We start from the raw sequence: 19,956 nt of genomic DNA on the forward strand, positions 1-19,956 counted from the left end.
CCCTGTAATCATATATGTATCTGGGGCAACTTGCGCAGGGATTTCAACGCCAGCGCCCCATACCCCCCCATGCCGTTTTTTCGCAGAACCTGCAAATCCTCTCGGGTGCGGCGGATCAGTTTACGAACCGAACCGTTGCTGAGGCCGCCGCTTCGCATCCGGACCAGAACCTGAGGGATGTATCGAACCGCGCCGCCGTCGCTGCGCAACAGACGTATCATCAGATCGTAATCTGCCGAGATCTGGAAGCTGCTGTCATATGGCCCGACTTCCGGCAGCGCGCTGCGTCGCACAAACAGCGTTGGATGCGGCGGCATCCACCCGCGCCGTAGCCTTCGCGCATCAAAAGCGTGGCTGCGCCATCTGCGGACAATACGAGTGGGGTCGTGCCGGGAAACATAGTCCAGATCACCGTAAACCACCGCGACCGCCCGATCCTCGAACACTGTTGCGACCTGTTGCAGCACATCGGCGCTGGCAAAGACATCATCTGAATGGAGGATGCCGACAACCTCGCCAGTGGCCCGCCGGGTTGCTGTGTTCAGCGCGTCGTAGACACCGGCGTCGGGCGACCGGCTGACCGTTCTGCCGGATCGGCGCGCGCTGCCAGCAGGTTTGCCGTGGCATCGTCGGTTCCGCCATCCTGAATCAGATGTTCCCAATCGGTGAATGTCTGCGCATCCAGGCAATCCAGCGCCGCGCCCAGCACATCCGCGCGGTCCCGCGTGGCTGTCAAAATGGAGATCTTCATGGCGCGGCCCGTTTGACCAGCACATGGCGCCCAAGCACCAGCGCGTCGAGGTCGGTTCGCAGATAGCAGGCAATGGCCTGCTCCGGGCGGTCGACGATCGGCTCGTTCTCATTAAAACTGGTGTTCAGGACCATACCGTGACCTGTGCGCGATTTCACCGCGCGAATCAGATGATGAAACAGCGGGTTCGTCGTGGCATCAACCGTGTGCAGGCGTCCGGTTCCGTCCACATGGGTCACCGCCGGAAAGCGGTCGCGCCATTTCCGCCGGAACCGCACGACATGCATCATGAAGGGGCTGGTTGTGGGTTGTTCGAAATACTCCGCCGCATCTTCGGCCAGGACAGAGGGGGCGAAGGGGCGGAAGGATTCGCGCCGTTTGATGCGCGCGTTGATTGTCGCTTTCATGTCCGCGGCGGCGGGGTTTGCCAGGATTGACCGATTGCCCAACGCCCGCGGCCCCCATTCGCTGCGCCCCTGATACCAGCCAATCACCGCACCATCCGCGATCAGATCGGCGGCCCTTTCGGCCGCTGCGGCCGGGCTTGGCATCTGTTCCGCGCGCAGACCGGCCTGATCAATTGCGGCGCGAATTTCGGCATCGGAGTATTCCGGCCCCCAGAACGCGTGTTGCATTCGGAACCGTTCGGTCCGCCCCAACCCGACATGCCAGCAGTGCAGCGCCGCGCCAAGTGCGGTGCCGTCATCAGCGCTTGCCGGTTGGTGGAAGACTGCCGTGAATTCCGTGTCGCGCGGTATACGCGCGTTCATAACCCCGTTCAGCCCGCACCCCCCGGCAAGGGCCAGTCGGGCGGTTGGGATCAGATCGTGGGCGCGGCCAAACAGGTGCAACGCCGCCGCCTCAAACCGCAGTTGAACCGACCGCGCAATGTCCTTTTCACGCTGGGTAATCGGGTCATTGCGATGGCGCGGCGGACCAAACAGATCGGAAATCCTGGTGAAATAGAGACTTGCATTTAGGTTGGCGGCGGGTTTGAGCGCCCCCTCTGCGACCTGCACAAGCTCCCTTCCCCCGCAGGGCAGGATCTGCTCAATCTCGCGGGCAAACCGATCTTCGCCATATGGGGCAAGACCCATCACCTTATATTCCTCGCCAAACCGGTCAAATCCGATGAACTGGCTGAGCGCGGTATAGAAGTGCCCCAGAGAGTGGGGCAGCATAGCCCGCTGACATACCTCGATCCTGTTCCCTTCGCAGCGCGCCACCATGGCAGAGGCGAAATCGCCCGATCCGTCATAGGATACCCCCGCTGTCACCGCGTCGAAGTCCGAGGCGAAATAGGCGCTGGCGATATGGGCCAGATGATGTTCGACCCGGTGAATGCGAAACGTCACGCGCGCCGGGTCTTCGCCGCACATCCGGGCCAGCCCACCAAGACCGACGCGACCGGCACGCTGCCGCCCCAGAAATCGCCACGCCGCCGATGGGTGGCGCAGCCCATGGCGCAGCTTTGCGGCTGCGTTGGCCCAGGGGTCGCGCGCGACCGCCACATGCCCGACATCGCGCAACCGCAGGCCATTCTCCGACAGTAGCCATAGGATCGCGTGTTCCGGGAAGGCATCACTATGTTTGATCCGGGGGCCCAGTCGTTCCTCGGCCACGGCACCGACAAGCTGACCGTCGATCAGCAGGCAGGCGGCAGCATCCGGGTGATGCGCGTTGAGGCCAAGAATGACGCTCAACTGCCCGGCCCAGCCAAAAGCGCTTCGATCTGGTCAAGGCGGGCGGCATAGCTGGCCGCCAATGCGGTTTCGATCCGGCGTTTGTACAGGCATTCGGACCCAGGTGCGGTCAGCAACTGGCCCAGCATATCCGGCATCGCTGAATTACTGCCTCGTTCGGCCATCGTGACCAGATCGTTTTCGGCCCAGTTTGCCAGCCACGATGTCAGGATCGGCGCGCCGGTCGACAGATACTCCAGCATCTTGTGGGTGTCGGTTGGCCCGCCCTGTACCTGTTCGTTGAATGCAATCAGCCAGACCGCAACCTTGTCGCCCAGCGCGGCAATCTGTTCGGGCAAAAGCCGCCCGGTGAAGATGCAGTTTAGCGCGTTCTGGAGTGCTGCGAACGCGGGTGACGGCGCAAGCCGGGGCAGCGGGCCGATTAAGCGGAAGGTCACATCCGGAAATCGCCTTACCAAGTCCAGAATAACCGGCCAGTCGATCCAGATGGCGCAGAGGTTTCCAACCATCGCCACTTCGCCGCCCGTAGCGGTCGTTCCATTTCGCAATCGCCGCTGCGCCGCGCGCGCATGGACCGGGGACAGACCATGGCCAATCACAGGTACCGCGCACCGTGCACCGGATTTTGCCATGAAATCAGCATGCAGCGCGGCCAGCCTTGTGGCGTGTTTGGTCCCAACCGAGGGGCGCGACGGCGCATCGACCAGATGAAACAGAGACTGTTTTGCCCCAAACGCGCGCAGATCCGAAAATTGCCCGGTGTTGTCGAAATCCCAGATCAGATCGGCAGGGCCACCCAACGCTCTGGCAATCAGCCGGGCCTGCCGATGCATGGCGATATCGAACAGGCGCGGCGCGTGAAACTTCATGCGATAGGGAAACCACGTGCCATAGCGAACACACTCGATACCGCTGACGCCCGTTGCAATACGGCGAATGCCCCTGCCACCGCCCGGCGGCCCGATGAAGGACACACGACAGCCCCGCGCGGCAAGTTCGCGCGCGTAGTAATGTTTCGACACCGGCAGGCCGTCCCAGTGCTGAGGTGAGATCAGCCGATTGTGTTGAAAAACTCCGTTTTAGGGCCTGAACGATGATTTTTCTTTCCATGCAGCCCGATCCTAAATTTTTGGCGCGGGGGTCGGCCCAAATCGCCTACATGCGCTCACGCGCAGCCATGCGCTGTCTCGTGGTCAAAGCTTTCCGACTATTTCGCTTCATAGGTTTTCGCAAGAAATCCGCGACGCTCTGATTTCGGAGTTTTTCAACACAATCAGCCAGATGCGGGCACCGGGTTTGAACAGGCAACTCACAAGTTCAACTCGGCGGCGCGGAAAGCGGCAAACTCGGCCTGCGGGATATAGCCGTGATAGATATGCGTGGCGGGGCGTATCCTGCAATCTGCGGGGTCCAATCGGCGGATGATTCGCGCGGGGTTGCCCGCGATGACAGCATGGCCATCCGGGACATTTTTCGTGACGATCGCACCCGCACCGACCGTGGTGAAATCGCCCAGAGCCACTCCAGGCAGAACCACAGCCCCGGCCCCGATCCAGCAACCGCGTCCGATGGTGATCCCGCCAGGCTCATGCTGTGCCAGATCGGTTGGCACATGATTCTCGGATATCAGGCAGACGTTCGGCCCGATCCGGGTGTAATCACCGATGCGGATTGGTGACAGCGCCTGAATGTAACATCCCGGCATATAGCCCGGCGCGACCTCGGCCCCGCACAGCACATTGCGCCACCGGGTCACACGGCTGCTGCGATGCACCGGCCAATAGGGTCCGCGGTTAATGCCGCGCACTTCTTGATCGAACCACATGCCAAAGCTGATCGGCGTCGCGCTGTCCGCAGTTTCGGCGATGAAGCGAAACCGGGGCAGGCGCGTGCAGACAACCTCGGCCAGTCGCAGCGGTGAACGCCAGATGCGCCGCGCGATAGGTGCATTTTGCCCGGTCATGGCCCGCAAACCCGCAGTCCGGCGACGAAGTAAACGCAATAGACCAGGGAATAGGCGAAGCTGAATCCGGCGATCACGCCCAGCGCCGTCGCCCCTGAAAGCATCGCTGCGACGACGCAGCCTCCGATCAGTGCAGCCGCCCCTAGCGACAGCGCGAACGCCATTTTCTGCCGCCCGGTGATCTGAAAAACCGACGACACGGGCGAGACTGCAAGCCGCAGCAACAGCATCGGCGCGAGGATCCGCGCGAATTGCCCGGCCTCGGCCGATTGTGTTGAAAAACTCCGTTTTAGGGCCTGAACGATGATTTTTCTTTCCATGCAGCCCGATCCTAAATTTTTGGCGCGGGGGTCGGCCCAAATCGCCTACATGCGCTCACGCGCAGCCATGCGCTGTCTCGTGGTCAAAGCTTTCCGACTATTTCGCTTCATAGGTTTTCGCAAGAAATCCGCGACGCTCTGATTTCGGAGTTTTTCAACACAATCGGCCCATTGCGGCCCGAGGTAGAGCGTGAAGACCGCAGGCGCCGCCCAGATTAAAGCGGCGCAGGGAAGCAGCCCGACCAGAAACACCCCGACAGCCGTGTTCAGGTACAGGGTCCGGCAACTTCCAGTGTTGCGCCAAGCCACCGCTGCTTCGGCGCGAAACACTTGCCCGACGGACGCGCCGATCAGTGTTATAGGCAGGCCTGCAAGTCGCCGCGCCCGGGAAAATGCGCCCAGCGCTGGCCCCGCGCCAAGGGTCGCCAATGCGAAAACGGGCAGGTGCTGGTTCCAGCTGCCGACCAACTCGGACGGCAAGGTGAACTGGGCAAAGCGGCGATGTCGCACGGCGACCACATGCATGCGTCGAAGCGATGGCCGCTTACCCGGTAGCTCTGTCCGCCAAAGATGCATCCCAAAACCAAGGGTGACAAGCTGACCCGTCAGATAGCCAGCGAAAAGCCCGGCCTGCCCCCACCCCAAGATACCGCACAGGAGGGAAACCACGACAATCCCCGCTGTGCTGCTCACCTGCAGGCGTGCCAGAAATCCGTATCGGCGCGCGCGGTTCGCCAGGGTGGTCAGCGCCGCCATCGCGCCTGCGATCGCGACGGTGATCGGCAGCAGCCACAACCAGCCAACCGCCACATTGATAAGTGAGGCAAGACTCAGCGCGACAAGAAGGCCCAGGGCCAGACAGATCGCCAGACCAAAGCAGAGCCAGACCAGCGCCCGCGCCGCCTGTTCTGAGCGCGCCGCAATGATCCCATGGTGCATCTGCAGCGCGGCCACAACGCTCAGTATTCCGGTCGCGGCCATAAACAATGCCAGCGCGCCATAATCCGCCGGGGAGTAAAGCCGCCCCAGCAGTGGTGCCGCCAGGATCGGCAACACCAGCGCCACCGCCTGCCCGGTGCCAAGCCGCGCGACATTGCCAATGAACGCCCGTTGCGGCCGGGCAATCAGTGGCACGCTCAACGGATCGCTCGCTTAAGTTCAGGCTCTGAATCGCCGAAAAACCGTTGATTTCTGGCGTGATCAGAGGCAATGGAACGATAAACTCTCGTGAATTTCCCGGCGATCCGGGGCCATCCGAATTCCCGCGCGATCCGGCCCGGTGTGCGGTCCGCAATACGCCGACACCGCGCAGGATCGGACAGCAGCCCGCGCAACGCATGGGCCAGGGCGTCCGGCGTTCGATCAACAACGCAGCTCGCAACGAGTTCCGCAACAACAGGCGAGATTCCGACGCCGGGCGTCGTGATGACCGGCGTTCCAACGTCCAGCGCCTCGGCCACTGCGATGCCAAAGCTTTCGTGCAGCGACGGCGCGACCAGAACATCCGCGCCTGCCAGAAATGCCCATTTCGCCGCATCATCCAGCGGTCCGACAAACTGCACCCCCGGCCCGACCAGACCCGCATTGGTCAAGGCCGCGCGCAGCCCGATGGGATCCGGCCCGGCGATTCGCAACTGGGTGCCTCCCACCAGCGCTGCCGCCTGAAGCACAAGATCGACGCCTTTCATCCGGTCCAGCCGCCCAAGAAACGCCACGCGCCGCCCCTGCGGAACACCCTTCCAGATCGGACTGGCCGACAGCGGCAACGCAGGTGGGTCGATGCCATTTCCGATCACGTGAACCGGGCGAAGATCGAGGGCGAGTGAGCGTATACCGCACGCCTCGCCCTCCGACGTTGCGTGGATCGCCCCGGCAGTCGCCAGCAGACGCCGTTCGAACCCCGCGATCCACAGGCGTTTCGCCAGCGCCGATTTTCCGGCGATCAGATCGCGTTGCAGCATCCCGCGCGGCGAGGTCACATAAGGCACGCCCGCGCGCCGCGCCAATCGTGCCAGCGCAGGCCCGGGCCAGAGGTAGCAGCCATTCAGATGCAGCACATCGGCATCGGCCAATGCCGCAGAAACTGATTTGGCCATTGCCGGGCAAAAATACAGCCGATGCGGCGGGCGTGTCGCGAAATAGCGAACTGTCACGCCATCCACATCCAGCGGAGTATCCAACGGCACATCCGACCGATCCGGCCCGTCAACATCGGTGGTGAACACCTGCACCCTGTGGCCTGCCTTCACCAGCGCCTTTGCCAGACCATGCCCCGATCGGATTGGGCCGCCATAGCGGGTGGCGGGCAGATAGTTCGGCATATAGAGCAGGATATTCATGACCGATGCCCGATCGCCTGCTCATAAAACACGCGATGCTTGGCGGCAAAGGCCTCAAAGCCGAAGCGTTCTTCGGCGACGTGTCGGGCCGCGCGGCGCGCCGCTTTGACGGGCTGGTTCAGGACTTCGGCCAAAGCGGCGACATAGGCGCACGGATCCCGGGGTGAGATTACGCGCCCGTTGCGGTCCGCATCCACCGCCTCACAAGAGCCATCTTCGTTTCCCACGATTGCCGGGACTCCGCAGGCCAATGCCTCGATCGGGGTCAGGGGCAACCCTTCGCCCCGGTTATAGCCCTTGTCAGATACAAGCGCGAAAACCCGCGCGGCGCGATAGATGTCCGGCAGATCAGCCTCGTCCACGGATCCAATAAAGCGGCAGCATCCGTTTAGCCCGTGCTGATTGGCCACCCCCTCAAGCCGGGCGCGATCTGTGCCATCACCAGCGATGACAAGGCGCGCATCTGGGTGATTCAGGGTCGAAAACGCCGAGATCATCCGGTCGAACCCTTTGTGGCGCGAATCCTGCGCCAATCGCCCCAACGACAGGATGATCGGCCTGTCAAAGCTGGACGCGAGTCCATAGCGCGACAGAACCTTCGGGTCCGCCGCCCCCGGGGAGAACCGCGCAAGGTCGACACAATCCCAGATCACGGTGGCCGGTTCAGGATGCATCGCCCCACGCTGCAGATGATCGGCTGTCGAATAGCAATCGGCGATGACATGGTTGCTGCAATAAAGCGCGCGACGTCGCCGGTGGCTGAGATCCCCCCAGACCTCGCGCCCATAAACATTCAGAATCGTCCGCGCCCCGGTGAAACGGGCCAGATGTGCGGCCAGCGGGCCGAGGTTCACGTGGGCGGCGTGAATCACATTGGGACGCCAGGTCAGCGCTTGGCGAATGGCCTGGGCGACCATGGCGGCCCGGCTGCACAGGTTTGGCCGGGTGCTGTGCCAGAACACATCGAAGGGATCCTCGAAACTGTCAGCATCCGGCCCGGCGAGGGACAGGACACGCAGATCCGCAAACTCCGCCATTGCCTTGATCTGATAACGGCCATACCGGCTGATCCCGCCCTTATCGAAAACTCCGGGGGTTAGGTAGAGGATGCGCGCGCTCATGCCGCGTCCCGCAGGTCATCATTGCGGATACCTACCAACAGCGGTGCGAATGCCGCTTCATAATTGTACGCTGTCCGGTGCAGGTTCGCTGCGCGCGCGCCTTCGGACCGCAGCGCGTCAGGGTCTTGCGCATAGTGGTGCACCAATCGCGCAAGCGCCGCGGCTGAATAGGTTTCAAGGCATCGCCCGATGCGCTGGCCTTCCAGCAAATCCGCAACGCCCGGATTGCGATCTCCGATCTGCGCCAACCCGACCTGCATATATTGATAGCGCTTGTTGCTGGCCCCCAGCGCGGTGCGAAACTGCACCGGCGCGTCATCCAGAAGGCACAGCCCCAGATCGGCCTGCGCCAGCCTTTCGGGAAGTTCTGCAAGATCAACCCAGCCGGTAAAGCGGATACGCCGGGAAAGCCCCGCGTCCCGTACCTGCGCCTGCAGCGCGCGTCCCAACCCGGTCTCGCATTCCCCGATCAGCGTCAGCCGGGTGTCGGCAGGCCACAAAGGCACAGATGCAAGGATCAGCGGCAGATTCTGACCCCTTCCCAGCACGCCGCAATACAACACCTCCAACCCGGGGCGTGTGGTCGGTTTGCGCGGCGGCGCGCACAAAAGCGGATAGTTCGGCACCACCAGCGGTGCCGCGCGCAGGTCCAGTTGTTGCAACAACGCCTGGCCGCGCCCTTCATCGGGAACGACGACGCGGCTGAACCCTTTGATCGCGGTTCGCATCCGCCGTTCAATCCATCGCCCGGACGAAAGCGATTCATGGAAATGCGCTATACGCTGAGGCGGCTTTTGCGGCGCCAGATCGCTGTAGAGCATCGCCAGCGGGTCATAGGCGATTTCAACGTCAAGCTTGCGATTGCGGCGTGCGTTCGTGATCGCGCGAACGAATGAAATCAGTCTCTGAATCCGCGCAACTTGCCCAAATCCGGTTTTCGGTTCGCACAATGTGACGACCGTTACCCCCGGTTCGTTAAACCTCACCTGGCCCGTGTGTCGGCGTGCCGTCGTCACCAGAGTTACGGAATACCCCTCCCGCGCCAGAAGCCGGGCCTGCGCTTGTACGGGTGGATAACCATCCACCGGCGGTGGAGAGATCAGCAGCGGGCGCCGCATCAGATTGTGCGCATTCTGCGGGGGCGACGCAGCATCGCGCCAAGCGCCGTCATCCCGATATAGGCCATCGCAGCCGACGCCGCGACGAAGATCATCATCGACGAAGGCGCAATCAGCGCGACGCCGATCGTGAACCACTTGAGAAATCCGAACAGATCACACCCTGCCAGTGACATCGCGGCGCGGCGGTCCAGCCAGCGCAGGCAGAACCCCAGGATCACGCATCCCAAGAAGATGCCGGAATAGCCGAAATTCACGTAGAACTCGATGATCGGACCGACCCCGAACGTTGAGCTTTCCGAGAAGACGCGCCCGGTGTGCTCGGCCATGAAGGTGCTGCCGCCCATCTCGGGCTTGCCGGGCCACAGGACGCGCGGCACCCAGGCCAGCAGGACGACCCACAGCGTTGCGCCGTGTTGGCGTAACTCCGGGTGGTGGCCGTGCCGTTCGATCACTTTGCCGACCATCATGGTCTGGTTCAGCCGGATGTTGATCCAGTCCAATGCTGCGGGGCTGGCAGGCCAGGCCCATTCGATGCCAGCCAGCGCCTGTGCCAGGACTGCCCAGCGCGCTGACCAGGTTCCGCCTGTCCAGATGACGCCGCGAATTTCGGACCGGAACGACATCCAGGCGACGAACAGCATCAACAGAAGGTAAAGCGTCGCCACCCCTAACAGGACAAGTTTCCAGCGCGCCAATCGCCTGGGACGCAGAACGCTGATACAAAATCCGGCATAGATTGTCAGGACAACGAAACCGTAGGACACGAACCCCCAGACCAACAGGAAATACGCGGGCAGCAATCCACCAATCATTGCCCAGGTCCACAGGGGCCGCCCACGCGCCACCGCGATTGCCGCCCCAAGGCAGACACAAGCGACCGCCATGTTGCGGGTGACCTGCAGGATGGCCGCCGACATCGGAAAGCTGACGCGCGATGCATGCAGAACCAACCCGATTGCCGCGATCCCGCCCATGAACCACAGCAGCTGAGAGGCATGTGCCGTGTTGGTTCGGGTGGGCAGCGGCTTTGCCGCAACGCGCCGCGGCGCGAAAGCACCACAGCCCAGCGCAAACCCAGCCAGCCCCAGCAAGCTGGCCATCAGCCCGGTCAGGACTGTCGATCCGGTGAAATCCAGTGTGCGCAGGTACCAATGACCATCAGGGCGCAGGTGATCGTATGCGGGCAGGGCGTATACGAAGGCTCCGCCATACATGAAGCTGACCGCAAACAGCCAGGCAGCAGGCAATCCGACGCTGCCGGCGCCAATTGTGCGCGACACGACACGCGCCACCAACCAGACCCAGCCGAGCGCGCAAATTGTGAACAGCATCGGTTCAGACATGACCCACGCTCGCGTGCTGTGCGGAGGCTGTGCATCGGGCGACCTCTTCGGTCACGATGGCGCAGATGCGGGCAATGTCTGCGTCCTGAAGGTCGGCATAGGTCGGCAGGTTCAGACCGCGCCCCGAAATGGCGTGGGCAACCGGTGTGTCCGCCGTGGGCAGGAACGGCATCGCCGACATCGGGTTGAAATAGGGCCGGGTGTCCACACCGCGCGCGCGCAGCCGGTCCGCAAGCCGATCCCGATCCGGTGCGGCAAACCCGTCAACCTCCAGGCAGACCATCCAGCAGGCTGGGCTGGTTCCGGCAACCGAACGGTTGAGCGTCAGCCCGGGCCGCTTGCCCAGATACCGACGATAGCTGCGCACGACACGACGGCGCGCGCCCTTCATCTGTTCGGCGCGGGCCATCTGGCCACAGCCAATGGCGGCCTGAAGATTGGTCATCCGATAGTTGAAGCCCGGTTCATCATGCCAATAGCGCCGATCAGGTGACATTGCATGATCGCGCAAATGCCGCAGGCGGGCGGCAAGCGCGCTGTCGTTCGTGGTGATCATCCCGCCTTCACCGGTGGTCAGGCATTTGTTCGTATAGAAACTGAAGGCTGCGCAGGTGCCCCAACCACCGACCCGCCGGGTGCCAATTGCCGCGCCATGCGCCTCGGCCGCGTCTTCGATCACCACCAAACCATGGTCCCGGGCAATCCGGTTGATCGCCACCATGTCGGCGCGCTGACCGTACAGATGCACCGGAATGATCGCGCGGGTCTTCGTGGTGATCAGTGGGGCAAGGGCCGCCGGGTCCAGGCACAGGGAGTGCGGCTCGATCTCTGCGCAAACGGGTGTTGCCCCGGTCATCAGTACCGCGTTCGCGGTCGCAATGAACGACAGATCGGGCACAATAACTTCGTCGCCACGACCGATGCCCAATGCATGCAATGCCAGATGCAGCGCTGCGGTTCCGCTGCTGACGGACACGGCATGATCGGTGCCGCAGAATTCGGCGAACTCGGCCTCGAATCGGGTTACGAAGCTGCCCAGGGACGAGATCCAGCCAGAGGATACGGCCTCAAACACGTATGCCATCTCCAGCGAGCCCAGCGAGGGGCGAGAGACGGGGTATTCCGGTTCACCACTCATGCGGCCTCCAGAATGCGGGTCAGGCGGTGTTGATAGGTGTGTTCGGCGCTGGCCCGGGCCAGACCTGCGGCGCGGATGTTTCGGGCCCATCCCGGATTGCTGCGCGCGTGGTCCAGATGGCCCAGAATGTCGTCGATCGAGCGATAGGTCAGGACTTCGTGATCGGGCGCGAAGCAATCCGCAACAATGGCGCGATCTTCGATAAGTTGCAGACCACCCGCGCCGCAGATTTCAAATGCGCGGCAATTGAGCGAGTCGCCCTCGGCCAGTGATGTCGAATTCAGGCAGGCCAGTGCGCCTTCGAAGACCTGCGATTTCTGCTGCTTTACCAGATATGTTCCGCGATGCAGGTCGCGAAGCGACCGGTCCCCCCAGCGGGGAAGTGGCGGGCCATAAAGCGCCTGCGGCACACCCTTCGCGGCCAATCGAGCGGCCAGCGCCTGCCGGTATCCATAGAAGTTGCCGACCACGGCAACGTCTGGCACTGACTGCGCCCCCTGCGGGCAATGCCAATCCGGGTTCATCGCTTCATGGGTCAGTTGTGCTGGCAGGCCCAGCGCGCGGAACCGTCCCACGGCGGCCCGGTCTTTCAGATGGATCGCGTCCCATTCATCGCTCAGCAGGCCCATGGTGCGCATGTTGGCGGGGGGATCGCCCCACCAGGCGATGCGTCGGATGCCCAGACGACCAACCTCGGCCAAAGCGTCGTCGCGCAGGGCCTGCGTCATGCACAACAGCACATCGGGCCGCAGCGCGCGGGCGGCTGCCACGGCCCAGCGCTCAGCCCGTGTCCAGAACTGCGGGAACGCGGATTGCGCCGCACGTCCTGCACCATCGAGGATCGGACGCCGGGATCGTCCGAACGGACGCGGCGCGCAGGTCACGCGATGCCCCATCTGTTGCAGGCAATGGGCGACATTGTCGACAAACCCGTCCGGTGACGGGAAATTCGGAATAAGAATATGCAGCGCCGCACCACTCATCCCCGGGACCACAGGCGCATCACAGCCGCAAGTCCGAGCATTCAGGCGGCAGCATCCCCTTCAGATCGTAGATCAGCGCCCCGGGTTTGCCCAAGGCGCGCAATCGCTCCGGGCCGAGGGCGCGAAAAGCCTGATGCGCGACGGCCAGCACGACCGCATCGTAAAGACCGGGTACGGGGTGCGCGATCAGGTCAACATCACAGTCGGCCAGCGCGACATCCGGGTCTGCCAGCGGGTCATGGACATCGACGCGAAGCCCGTGTTCGCATAGCGCCTCGATCAGGCCCAGCACGCCGGTATTGCGCAGGTCAGGGCAGTTTTCCTTGAACGTCAGCCCCATGATCAGAACCCGCGCGGCGGTCAGGTCACGCCCCGGCGCCGACATCGCCCTGACCAGCCGCGCGGCGCACCACGCCCCCATCCGGTCATTCAGACGGCGACCGGCCAGGATGACCTCGGGCTCATGCCCGGCGGCGCGGGCCTTGTGGGTCAGGTAGTAGGGATCCACGCCAATGCAGTGGCCCCCGACCAGCCCCGGCCTGAACGGCAGAAAATTCCACTTGGTCCCGGCGGCTTCAAGTACAGCCTCGGTATCCAGATCAAGACGGTCAAAGATCATCGCCAGTTCATTGACCAGCGCGATGTTGAGGTCGCGCTGCGTATTCTCAATCACTTTGGCCGCTTCGGCCACGCGGATGCTGGGGGCCGGATGCGTGCCTGCGGTGATGATTTGCCGATAGAGCGCGTCGACCAGCCCGGCCGCATCCGGGGTCGAGCCCGAAGTGACCTTTACGACATCCTGCAACCGATGGGCGGGATCGCCGGGGTTGGTGCGTTCGGGCGAATAGCCGACCCAGAAATCCCGGTTCAGCCGCAGGCCCGAGGCGCGTTCCAGCGCCGGGACACAATCATCTTCGGTCGCGCCGGGATAAACGGTGCTTTCAAAGATCACCAGATTTCCCGGCGACAGCACCGCGCCGACCTGCGCGCAGGCCTTCAGCAGCGGGGCCAGATCGGGGCGCTTGTGGGCGTCAATCGGGGTTGGAACCGTGACGATGTAACAATTCGCAGCCGTCAGCTTGCCGGATTGATCGGTCAGCCGAATTGGCAGTTTGCGCGCCGCGCTCAGCCGGTCGGGCGCAACCTCACCCGTGGTATCGGTTCCGTCGCGCAGCGCGGCGATCCGACCACGCGACAGGTCGTACCCGATCGTGGGCCGCGTTTGTGCAAGTGCCATCGCCAGCGGCAAACCGACATAGCCCAGCCCGATGACAGCCGGGCACAGGTCTTTCAGTGCTGGCAGACCTGATTGCGCGATCCGCTGCGGCAGGGCCGCATTGGCAATCCCTTCCTGTCCCACATCTTCCCCTTCCCCCCCGTCGGCACCCCGCCCCCACGGGGGTTTCGGCGAACACGCGGCGACTGCGGGCCATCGGAAATCCTCCGGTCCGCGCCACGTATTCGACGCTGCCATCTTCTGTGGTGGGGCCATTGAGTTAACAGACGGTTAACATCCGTTAATTGAATCTTAGCGCAGCCCGATCACGGCGGGGTTGCACCAGGGTTGTGGCCGGGGGGCCGCCGGATCGGATCAGCTGTGCGCAGACCAGTCGCGGTACCATGCAACGAATTGGGCGATGCCTGTGGCGATGTCCGTATTCGGGCGATACCCGGTAAGGTGCTGCAACAGACTGGCATCGGCCCATGTGGCCGGGACATCGCCCATCTGCATCTCCATAAGGTTTCGCTGGGCCTTGCAGCCAAGCTCGGCCTCGATCGCGTCGATGAAGTCGGACAGGCGCACCTTGTCGGAATTGCCGATGTTCACGACCCGCCAGGGCGCAACCGGGCTGAGGCTTTCACCCGGGTCGATCTGCGTGGCATCATCAAGGCGCACTGGCACGACATCAATCAGCAGACGGATCGCGCGTGCTAGATCGTCAACATAAGTGAAATCGCGCCACATCTCGCCGTGATTGTAGACGTCGATCGGCTGGCCCTTGCTGATCGCGTCGACAAATTTGAACAGGGCCATGTCGGGCCGGCCCCAAGGGCCGTAGACGGTGAAAAACCGGAACATCGTGGTCGGAATGTTCCACAGGTGGGCATAAGAATGACTCATCCCCTCGGCCGCTTTCTTGGTCGCCGCATACAGCGTCAGCGGCAGGTCGGCCTTATGCGTTTCGCCGTAGGGCATTTCGGTATTCGCGCCGTAAATACTGCTGGTTGACGCCATGAGGAGGTGCGCCACTTTCAGTTCCCGCGCGACCTCCATCACATTGAAAGTGCCGACCAGATTGGCATCGACATAGGCGCGCGGGTTTTCAAGGCTGTAACGAACCCCGGCTTGCGCGGCGAGGTGGACGATCACATCGGGGGCAAACTCGGCCACGATATTCCGCAGGCTGTCGGCGTCTTCCAGCATCGCTTCCGTGGCCGAAAACCCTTCGGATTGCAGCAACATGGCATGGCGGCGCCGTTTCAGGGCGACGTCATAGTAATCCGTCATCCCGTCATACCCGTGCACCCGAAACCCATCGTCCAGCAGGGTCCGGGCAAGGTGATATCCGATAAATCCGGCAGTACCGGTGACAAGAACCCGTGTACCGGGCGGAAATGGAGGCTTTCGCATCAAGACAGGCGTCCGCAGATCGGAAAATCTGCCCGGTTCTTATCCTGCGCGGATCGCCAAGAACACCATCATTTCAATTGCAATCCGGCGCGATCCAAACCGATGTCACAGCTCGGCAAAGGCGTGGACCTGCCGCTTGGCTGGCTGTCCGGGTTTGTTCCATGCCTTCATATGGCGCAGAATTGACAGTTCCTTTTCATAGAGACTGCGGGTGAATTTTACACCGATCATCTCTCCCCGGGTCCAGCGAACGGTGGCAATCAGCGGCTTTTCCATGATCCACAGCGTGATCGTTTCCCCGGTCTGCAGATCAGACCGGCCACATTCGACACGCGCACCGGCGGGCGTGACATCGCGCAGCATGACCTTCGCGCGCGTTGTTCCGACCTTCAGTTCCGACAGGTAATTACAGGGGTGACGAATGGCGCGGTATTTCATAGTCGCCTCACAGGTTATTGCGGTCGACGGATCCTTGCGGGCAGCGGGTTAACAAAACGCCCGGCCGGGAGGGCAATCTATGTGGGATTTGAATCGACTTGCGGTGTAGTTGTTTCGCAAAATGCCAATTGTCACCACTCAGGAACCAGCTAGGGTTGCTTGACATCGACCCGAGGGCCCGCACATGTTCGGCACGCAGGTGATCAGCGATCTTGTGGTTCATTGCGTCCACATCCCGGCGCGTGCCGTGCATTCGCACGGGTCGGGCGATGTGTCCGGGATCAACGTCGCGGTGTTGGAGCTGACGACCGATACCGGGTTGACGGGCTGGGGCGAAGCGTCGCCGTGGCCTGTGTTTACCGGCACGCTTGAAGGCGCCGCCGCCGCGCTGCACACCCATTTGCGCCCCCATCTGATCGGGGCCGACCCGATCCTGGTTGAGCGTCACATGGCGATGGCAGACAGGGTACTGATCGGCCATCCTGAGGCCAAGGCCGCATTGGAATGCGCCTTGCTGGACCTGACCGGGCAAATCTGCGGCCTGCCGATTGCCGAACTTGTCGGTGGCAGGCACCGGGACGCGATCCCCATGAGTTTTTCCGTCGCCAACCCTGATTTCGACGCCGATCTTGCGGATATCGAGGCTTTGGTCGCGGACGATGTACGCATTCTGAAACTAAAAACCGGCTTCAGCGATCACGCCTTCGATCTGATGCGGCTTGAGGCGCTGCGCGACATTTACGGCGATAAACTCAGCCTCAGAATCGACTACAATCAAGGCCTGCCAGCCTATGATGCGATCCGTTGCATCCGCGATCTGGAGGCGTTCCGCCCCACGTTCGTCGAACAGCCCGTCAAGATGCACGAACGCGCCGCGCTGGCGGCGATCACGGCGGCGGTGGACGTGCCGATCATGGCAGATGAATCGGTGTTCAACCCCGTCCAGGCCGTCGAAGGCGCGGCGATGCGGATTGCCGACATATTCTCGCTCAAGATCATGAAATCGGGCGGCATCCGGCGCGCGCAGGAGGTTGCGGCGATTGCCCGTGCCGCCGGGATCGAGGTTTATGGCGGCTGCATGTTCGAAACCGGGATCGCCCATGCCGCGGGCGCGCATCTGATGGCTGCCGTGCCTGACCTGAAACTGGGCTGCGAATTTTATATGCCGACGTATTATGCCGCTGACGATCTGCTGGCTGATCCGTTTCCGGTTCACAAGGGGCAGGTGCAGGTGCCGACCGGCCCCGGGCTGGGGGTGGTGGTGGATCGCGACAAACTGGCGGCGTATCGGACGGATCATCTGACCTGAAGCGGTGCGCTGATGCCGCGCCGACCACCTGTCAGCAGACGGCACTGTTCAACACAGCCCCCCTTCACCCCGCCCCGATCTGTCGTTAAACCCGCGCTTCCAGACGGAGCATCCCATGACCCCCATCGTGAAAATTGAACAGGTGACCAAGACCTATGACGGCGGTCATCAGGCGTTGAAAGGCGTCAGCCTTGATATTGCGCAGGGCGAAATCCTGGCGCTTCTGGGGCCCAACGGGGCCGGCAAGACGACGCTGATCTCGATCATCTGTGGGATCGTGAATGCGACGGGCGGGACAATCTCGTTCGGCGGGCATGACACGCGCAGCGATTTTCGCGCGGCGCGGCGGATGATCGGACTTGTCCCGCAAGAGGTGAACCTTGAACCATTCGAGAAGGTGATCAACACCGTGCGGTTTTCGCGCGGGCTGTTTGGACGGGCGCCGGATCCCGCACATCTTGAAAAAGTGCTGCGGCAGCTGTCCCTGTGGGACAAGCGCGACGCGAAGATTATGGAGTTGTCTGGCGGCATGAAGCGCCGGGTGCTGATCGCCAAGGCGCTGGCACATGAACCGCGGGTGCTGTTCCTGGACGAGCCCACCGCCGGTGTCGATGTCGAGCTTAGGAAAGAAATGTGGAACACGGTGCGCGAATTGCAAGCCGACGGTGTCACTATCATCCTGACCACCCATTACATCGAAGAGGCCGAAGCAATGGCCGACCGCATCGGCGTCATCGCTAAGGGAGAGATCCTGCTGGTCGAAGACACCGCCGCCCTGATGAACCGGATGGGCAAGAAGGAAATGCGGATCGAGGTGCAATCACCGCTGGACGCAATTCCCGATGCGCTCGCAGAATATGCGCTGGACCGCAGCGATGATGGCAGCGCGCTGACCTATTCCTACGACACACGGGGGGAACGGACCGGCATCACCCGCCTGCTGGCCGACCTGCAATCCGCCGGGATCGCCTTGCGCGACGTGCAGACCAAACAGTCGAGCCTTGAAGAAATATTCGTCGATCTTGTGCGCGAGGAAAGCCCATGAACCTTTATGCCATCATCGCCATCTACCGCTTCGAAATGGCCCGTTTTTTCCGCACCATCTGGCAAAGCATGGTGTCGCCTGTGATCTCGACCTCGCTCTATTTCGTGGTCTTCGGCGCCGCCATCGGCAGCCGCATTCAGGAGGTTGAGGGGATATCCTATGGCGCCTTCATAGTGCCCGGTCTGATTATGCTGTCGGTCCTGACCCTCAGCATGACCAACGCCAGCCTTGGCATCTATTTTCCCAAGTTCATCGGCACGATTTATGAATTGTTGTCGGCCCCAGTGTCTTTCGTAGAGATCTGCATCGGCTATGTCGGGGCAGCGGCCACCAAAAGCCTGATTATCGGGCTGATCATCCTGGGAACCTCGTTCCTGTTTGTTCCGATCGAGATTCTGCATCCGGTCTGGATGCTGACGTTTCTGGTGCTGACCTGTCTGACCTTCAGCCTGTTCGGCTTTATCGTTGGCATCTGGGCGAAGTCCTTCGAGCAGTTGAACCTTATCCCGATGCTGGTAATCACGCCTTTGGTCTTCCTGGGCGGTTCGTTCTATTCGATCACCATGTTGCCGCCATTCTGGCAGAACGTGACCCTGTTCAACCCGGTGGTTTACCTGATCTCGGGGTTCCGTTGGAGCTTCTTCGGGCAAGCCGATGTGGCAATCTGGATCAGCCTGCTGGCAATCCTGGGTTTCTTTGCCTTGTGCCTGACGGTGATCGCCTGGATCTTCCGCACCGGCTGGCGCATTCGGTCGTAGAAGGCTTTCACCTTGTTCCATGACCGGCTGGGCCCTATGTCAGCATCCATGAAACACCTGATACCTTTCACCAAAAAACCGCCCCTTGTCGCTGTGATCCGGCTGCAAGGCACGATCGCAGCCAGTGGCGCGCCGAACGCGCTGAATGATGCAGGCACGTCGGCCATGATTGAACGGGCCTTCAAACGCGGCAAGCCAAAGGCCGTGGCGCTGGTCATCAACTCGCCCGGCGGCTCTCCGGCGCAATCGTCTCTGATTGCGGCACGTATCCGGCGGTTGGCGGCCGAAAAAGGCGTGCCGGTGGTGGCCTTCGTCGAAGACGTCGCCGCCTCGGGCGGCTATTGGCTGGCCACGGCTGCGGATGAGATATTTGCCGACAGCAACTCGATCCTCGGGTCAATCGGCGTCGTGTCGGCCGGGTTCGGCTTCCCCGAGTTTCTGTCGCGCCATGGTATCGAGCGGCGCGTGCACACGGCGGGCAAGTCCAAGACCATGCTGGATCCGTTCCGTGCCGAGAAACCGGCAGACGTGAAGCGGCTGAAGGCGCTGCAGGAACAGATCCATCAGGGATTTATTGCGCAGGTGAAGACCCGGCGCGGTACCCGGCTGGCCGACGATCCCGAGCTTTTCACCGGCGAGATCTGGGTCGGCGATGCGGCGCGCGAGGTTGGCCTGATCGACGGTATCGGCCATCTGGTGCCGGTGATGAAGTCCCGCTTTGGCGACGATGTCCGATTTGCAACCTACCAACGCCGCCGCCCTTTGTTGGGGCGTCTGACGGCGCAGGTTGTGGGTGATGTCAGCGCGTCGATTGAAGATCGTGCCGCCTATGCGCGTTTCGGCCTCTAACCGATGAGCATCGTCAAGATCGTCACCCTGTTTCTTGTCGGCATGGTCGTTCTGGCCATGTTCGGCAGGCTGCGCTATCCGGGCCAAAAGCGGCTTCAGTCGATGAAATGCAGCCGCTGCGGGCGCTATCGCATCGGCAAGGG

At 62.3% G+C, this 19,956-nt stretch carries 19 protein-coding genes and 1 pseudogene; 4 read left to right on the forward strand and 16 right to left on the reverse strand.

Annotated features, from left to right (window positions below; genetic code table 11):
* Positions 1-8 precede the first annotated feature (8 nt).
* The 16 genes and pseudogenes from GKR99_15475 to GKR99_15550 form a co-directional block, all read right to left on the reverse strand.
* Positions 9-751: pseudogene (locus tag GKR99_15475) on the reverse strand (glycosyltransferase).
* Complete coding sequence (locus GKR99_15480) at positions 748-2,454, reverse strand: carbamoyltransferase (protein ID NKB28866.1); 1,707 nt, start codon at positions 2,452-2,454, stop codon at positions 748-750. The pseudogene GKR99_15475 and the gene GKR99_15480 overlap by 4 nt, the downstream one beginning before the upstream one ends.
* Positions 2,451-3,476 (reverse strand): hypothetical protein, encoded by a 1,026-nt coding sequence (locus tag GKR99_15485; protein NKB28867.1) that lies wholly within the window; start codon positions 3,474-3,476, stop codon positions 2,451-2,453. Before GKR99_15485 ends, GKR99_15480 begins: the two co-directional genes overlap by 4 nt.
* Positions 3,477-3,609: 133 nt before the next feature.
* Positions 3,610-3,762 carry a hypothetical protein gene (locus GKR99_15490; protein NKB28868.1) on the reverse strand — a complete coding sequence of 51 codons (153 nt, stop codon included), beginning with the start codon at positions 3,760-3,762 and terminating at the stop codon, positions 3,610-3,612.
* Between the two features lies 1 nt (position 3,763).
* Entirely contained in the window at positions 3,764-4,417 is a 654-nt protein-coding gene (locus tag GKR99_15495; GenBank protein NKB28869.1) for a hypothetical protein, read from the reverse strand.
* Complete coding sequence (locus GKR99_15500; GenBank protein NKB28870.1) at positions 4,414-4,737, reverse strand: hypothetical protein; 324 nt, start codon at positions 4,735-4,737, stop codon at positions 4,414-4,416. Before GKR99_15500 ends, GKR99_15495 begins: the two co-directional genes overlap by 4 nt.
* A 45-nt stretch (positions 4,738-4,782) precedes the next feature.
* Complete coding sequence (locus GKR99_15505; protein NKB28871.1) at positions 4,783-5,877, reverse strand: oligosaccharide flippase family protein; 1,095 nt, start codon at positions 5,875-5,877, stop codon at positions 4,783-4,785.
* Positions 5,874-7,076, reverse strand: a complete 1,203-nt coding sequence (locus tag GKR99_15510) for a glycosyltransferase (protein NKB28872.1) — start codon at positions 7,074-7,076, stop codon at positions 5,874-5,876. The genes GKR99_15505 and GKR99_15510 overlap by 4 nt, the downstream gene beginning before the upstream one ends.
* Entirely contained in the window at positions 7,073-8,197 is a 1,125-nt protein-coding gene (locus GKR99_15515) for a glycosyltransferase (GenBank protein NKB28873.1), read from the reverse strand. The genes GKR99_15510 and GKR99_15515 overlap by 4 nt, the downstream gene beginning before the upstream one ends.
* Complete coding sequence (locus GKR99_15520) at positions 8,194-9,315, reverse strand: glycosyltransferase (protein ID NKB28874.1); 1,122 nt, start codon at positions 9,313-9,315, stop codon at positions 8,194-8,196. The genes GKR99_15515 and GKR99_15520 overlap by 4 nt, the downstream gene beginning before the upstream one ends.
* Positions 9,315-10,661: an O-antigen polysaccharide polymerase Wzy gene (locus GKR99_15525; protein ID NKB28875.1), complete on the reverse strand. Its 1,347-nt coding sequence runs from the start codon at positions 10,659-10,661 to the stop codon at positions 9,315-9,317. The genes GKR99_15520 and GKR99_15525 overlap by 1 nt, the downstream gene beginning before the upstream one ends.
* Positions 10,654-11,799 carry an aminotransferase class I/II-fold pyridoxal phosphate-dependent enzyme gene (locus GKR99_15530; protein NKB28876.1) on the reverse strand — a complete coding sequence of 382 codons (1,146 nt, stop codon included), beginning with the start codon at positions 11,797-11,799 and terminating at the stop codon, positions 10,654-10,656. Before GKR99_15530 ends, GKR99_15525 begins: the two co-directional genes overlap by 8 nt.
* A complete protein-coding gene (locus tag GKR99_15535) occupies positions 11,796-12,782 on the reverse strand; it encodes a glycosyltransferase (GenBank protein NKB28877.1) in 987 nt (328 codons plus the stop codon). Before GKR99_15535 ends, GKR99_15530 begins: the two co-directional genes overlap by 4 nt.
* 19 nt (positions 12,783-12,801) lie before the next feature.
* A complete protein-coding gene (locus GKR99_15540) occupies positions 12,802-14,256 on the reverse strand; it encodes a nucleotide sugar dehydrogenase (protein NKB28878.1) in 1,455 nt (484 codons plus the stop codon).
* Between the two features lie 117 nt (positions 14,257-14,373).
* Positions 14,374-15,414, reverse strand: a complete 1,041-nt coding sequence (locus GKR99_15545; GenBank protein NKB28879.1) for an NAD-dependent epimerase/dehydratase family protein — start codon at positions 15,412-15,414, stop codon at positions 14,374-14,376.
* A 105-nt stretch (positions 15,415-15,519) separates the two neighbouring features.
* Positions 15,520-15,852, reverse strand: coding sequence for a hypothetical protein (locus tag GKR99_15550; GenBank protein ID NKB28880.1), 333 nt, complete (start codon positions 15,850-15,852; stop codon positions 15,520-15,522).
* 184 nt (positions 15,853-16,036) lie between these two features.
* On the opposite strand from GKR99_15550, the gene GKR99_15555 reads away from it, so the two are divergent.
* The 4 genes from GKR99_15555 to GKR99_15570 all read left to right on the forward strand — a co-directional run bounded on the left by GKR99_15555 (position 16,037) and on the right by GKR99_15570 (position 19,813).
* Positions 16,037-17,161 carry a cycloisomerase gene (locus GKR99_15555; protein NKB28881.1) on the forward strand — a complete coding sequence of 375 codons (1,125 nt, stop codon included), beginning with the start codon at positions 16,037-16,039 and terminating at the stop codon, positions 17,159-17,161.
* A gap of 115 nt (positions 17,162-17,276) precedes the next feature.
* On the forward strand, positions 17,277-18,206 hold the full coding sequence (locus GKR99_15560) for an ATP-binding cassette domain-containing protein (GenBank protein NKB28882.1): 930 nt from the start codon (positions 17,277-17,279) through the stop codon (positions 18,204-18,206).
* Complete coding sequence (locus tag GKR99_15565; protein NKB28883.1) at positions 18,203-18,964, forward strand: ABC transporter permease; 762 nt, start codon at positions 18,203-18,205, stop codon at positions 18,962-18,964. The genes GKR99_15560 and GKR99_15565 overlap by 4 nt, the downstream gene beginning before the upstream one ends.
* Before the next feature lie 48 nt (positions 18,965-19,012).
* Positions 19,013-19,813: a S49 family peptidase gene (locus tag GKR99_15570; protein NKB28884.1), complete on the forward strand. Its 801-nt coding sequence runs from the start codon at positions 19,013-19,015 to the stop codon at positions 19,811-19,813.
* Positions 19,814-19,956: the final 143 nt, after the last annotated feature.

Source organism: Paracoccaceae bacterium (assembly GCA_012103375.1).
Taxonomy (GTDB): Bacteria; Pseudomonadota; Alphaproteobacteria; order Rhodobacterales; family Rhodobacteraceae; genus WLWX01.

What these genes read in the sequence shown, in the direction of transcription:
- GKR99_15510 (NKB28872.1), bottom strand. Translation starts at nt 7,076, where the DNA reads ATGAATATCCTGCTCTATATGCCGAACTATCTGCCCGCCACCCGCTAT.
- GKR99_15540 (NKB28878.1), bottom strand. Translation starts at nt 14,256, where the DNA reads ATGGCAGCGTCGAATACGTGGCGCGGACCGGAGGATTTCCGATGGCCC.
- GKR99_15530 (NKB28876.1), bottom strand. Translation starts at nt 11,799, where the DNA reads ATGAGTGGTGAACCGGAATACCCCGTCTCTCGCCCCTCGCTGGGCTCG.
- GKR99_15520 (NKB28874.1), bottom strand. Translation starts at nt 9,315, where the DNA reads ATGCGGCGCCCGCTGCTGATCTCTCCACCGCCGGTGGATGGTTATCCA.
- GKR99_15535 (NKB28877.1), bottom strand. Translation starts at nt 12,782, where the DNA reads ATGAGTGGTGCGGCGCTGCATATTCTTATTCCGAATTTCCCGTCACCG.
- GKR99_15525 (NKB28875.1), bottom strand. Translation starts at nt 10,661, where the DNA reads ATGTCTGAACCGATGCTGTTCACAATTTGCGCGCTCGGCTGGGTCTGG.
- GKR99_15555 (NKB28881.1), top strand. Translation starts at nt 16,037, where the DNA reads ATGTTCGGCACGCAGGTGATCAGCGATCTTGTGGTTCATTGCGTCCAC.
- GKR99_15565 (NKB28883.1), top strand. Translation starts at nt 18,203, where the DNA reads ATGAACCTTTATGCCATCATCGCCATCTACCGCTTCGAAATGGCCCGT.
- GKR99_15550 (NKB28880.1), bottom strand. Translation starts at nt 15,852, where the DNA reads ATGAAATACCGCGCCATTCGTCACCCCTGTAATTACCTGTCGGAACTG.
- GKR99_15560 (NKB28882.1), top strand. Translation starts at nt 17,277, where the DNA reads ATGACCCCCATCGTGAAAATTGAACAGGTGACCAAGACCTATGACGGC.
- GKR99_15515 (NKB28873.1), bottom strand. Translation starts at nt 8,197, where the DNA reads ATGAGCGCGCGCATCCTCTACCTAACCCCCGGAGTTTTCGATAAGGGC.
- GKR99_15495 (NKB28869.1), bottom strand. Translation starts at nt 4,417, where the DNA reads ATGACCGGGCAAAATGCACCTATCGCGCGGCGCATCTGGCGTTCACCG.
- GKR99_15570 (NKB28884.1), top strand. Translation starts at nt 19,013, where the DNA reads ATGAAACACCTGATACCTTTCACCAAAAAACCGCCCCTTGTCGCTGTG.
- GKR99_15500 (NKB28870.1), bottom strand. Translation starts at nt 4,737, where the DNA reads ATGGAAAGAAAAATCATCGTTCAGGCCCTAAAACGGAGTTTTTCAACA.
- GKR99_15545 (NKB28879.1), bottom strand. Translation starts at nt 15,414, where the DNA reads ATGCGAAAGCCTCCATTTCCGCCCGGTACACGGGTTCTTGTCACCGGT.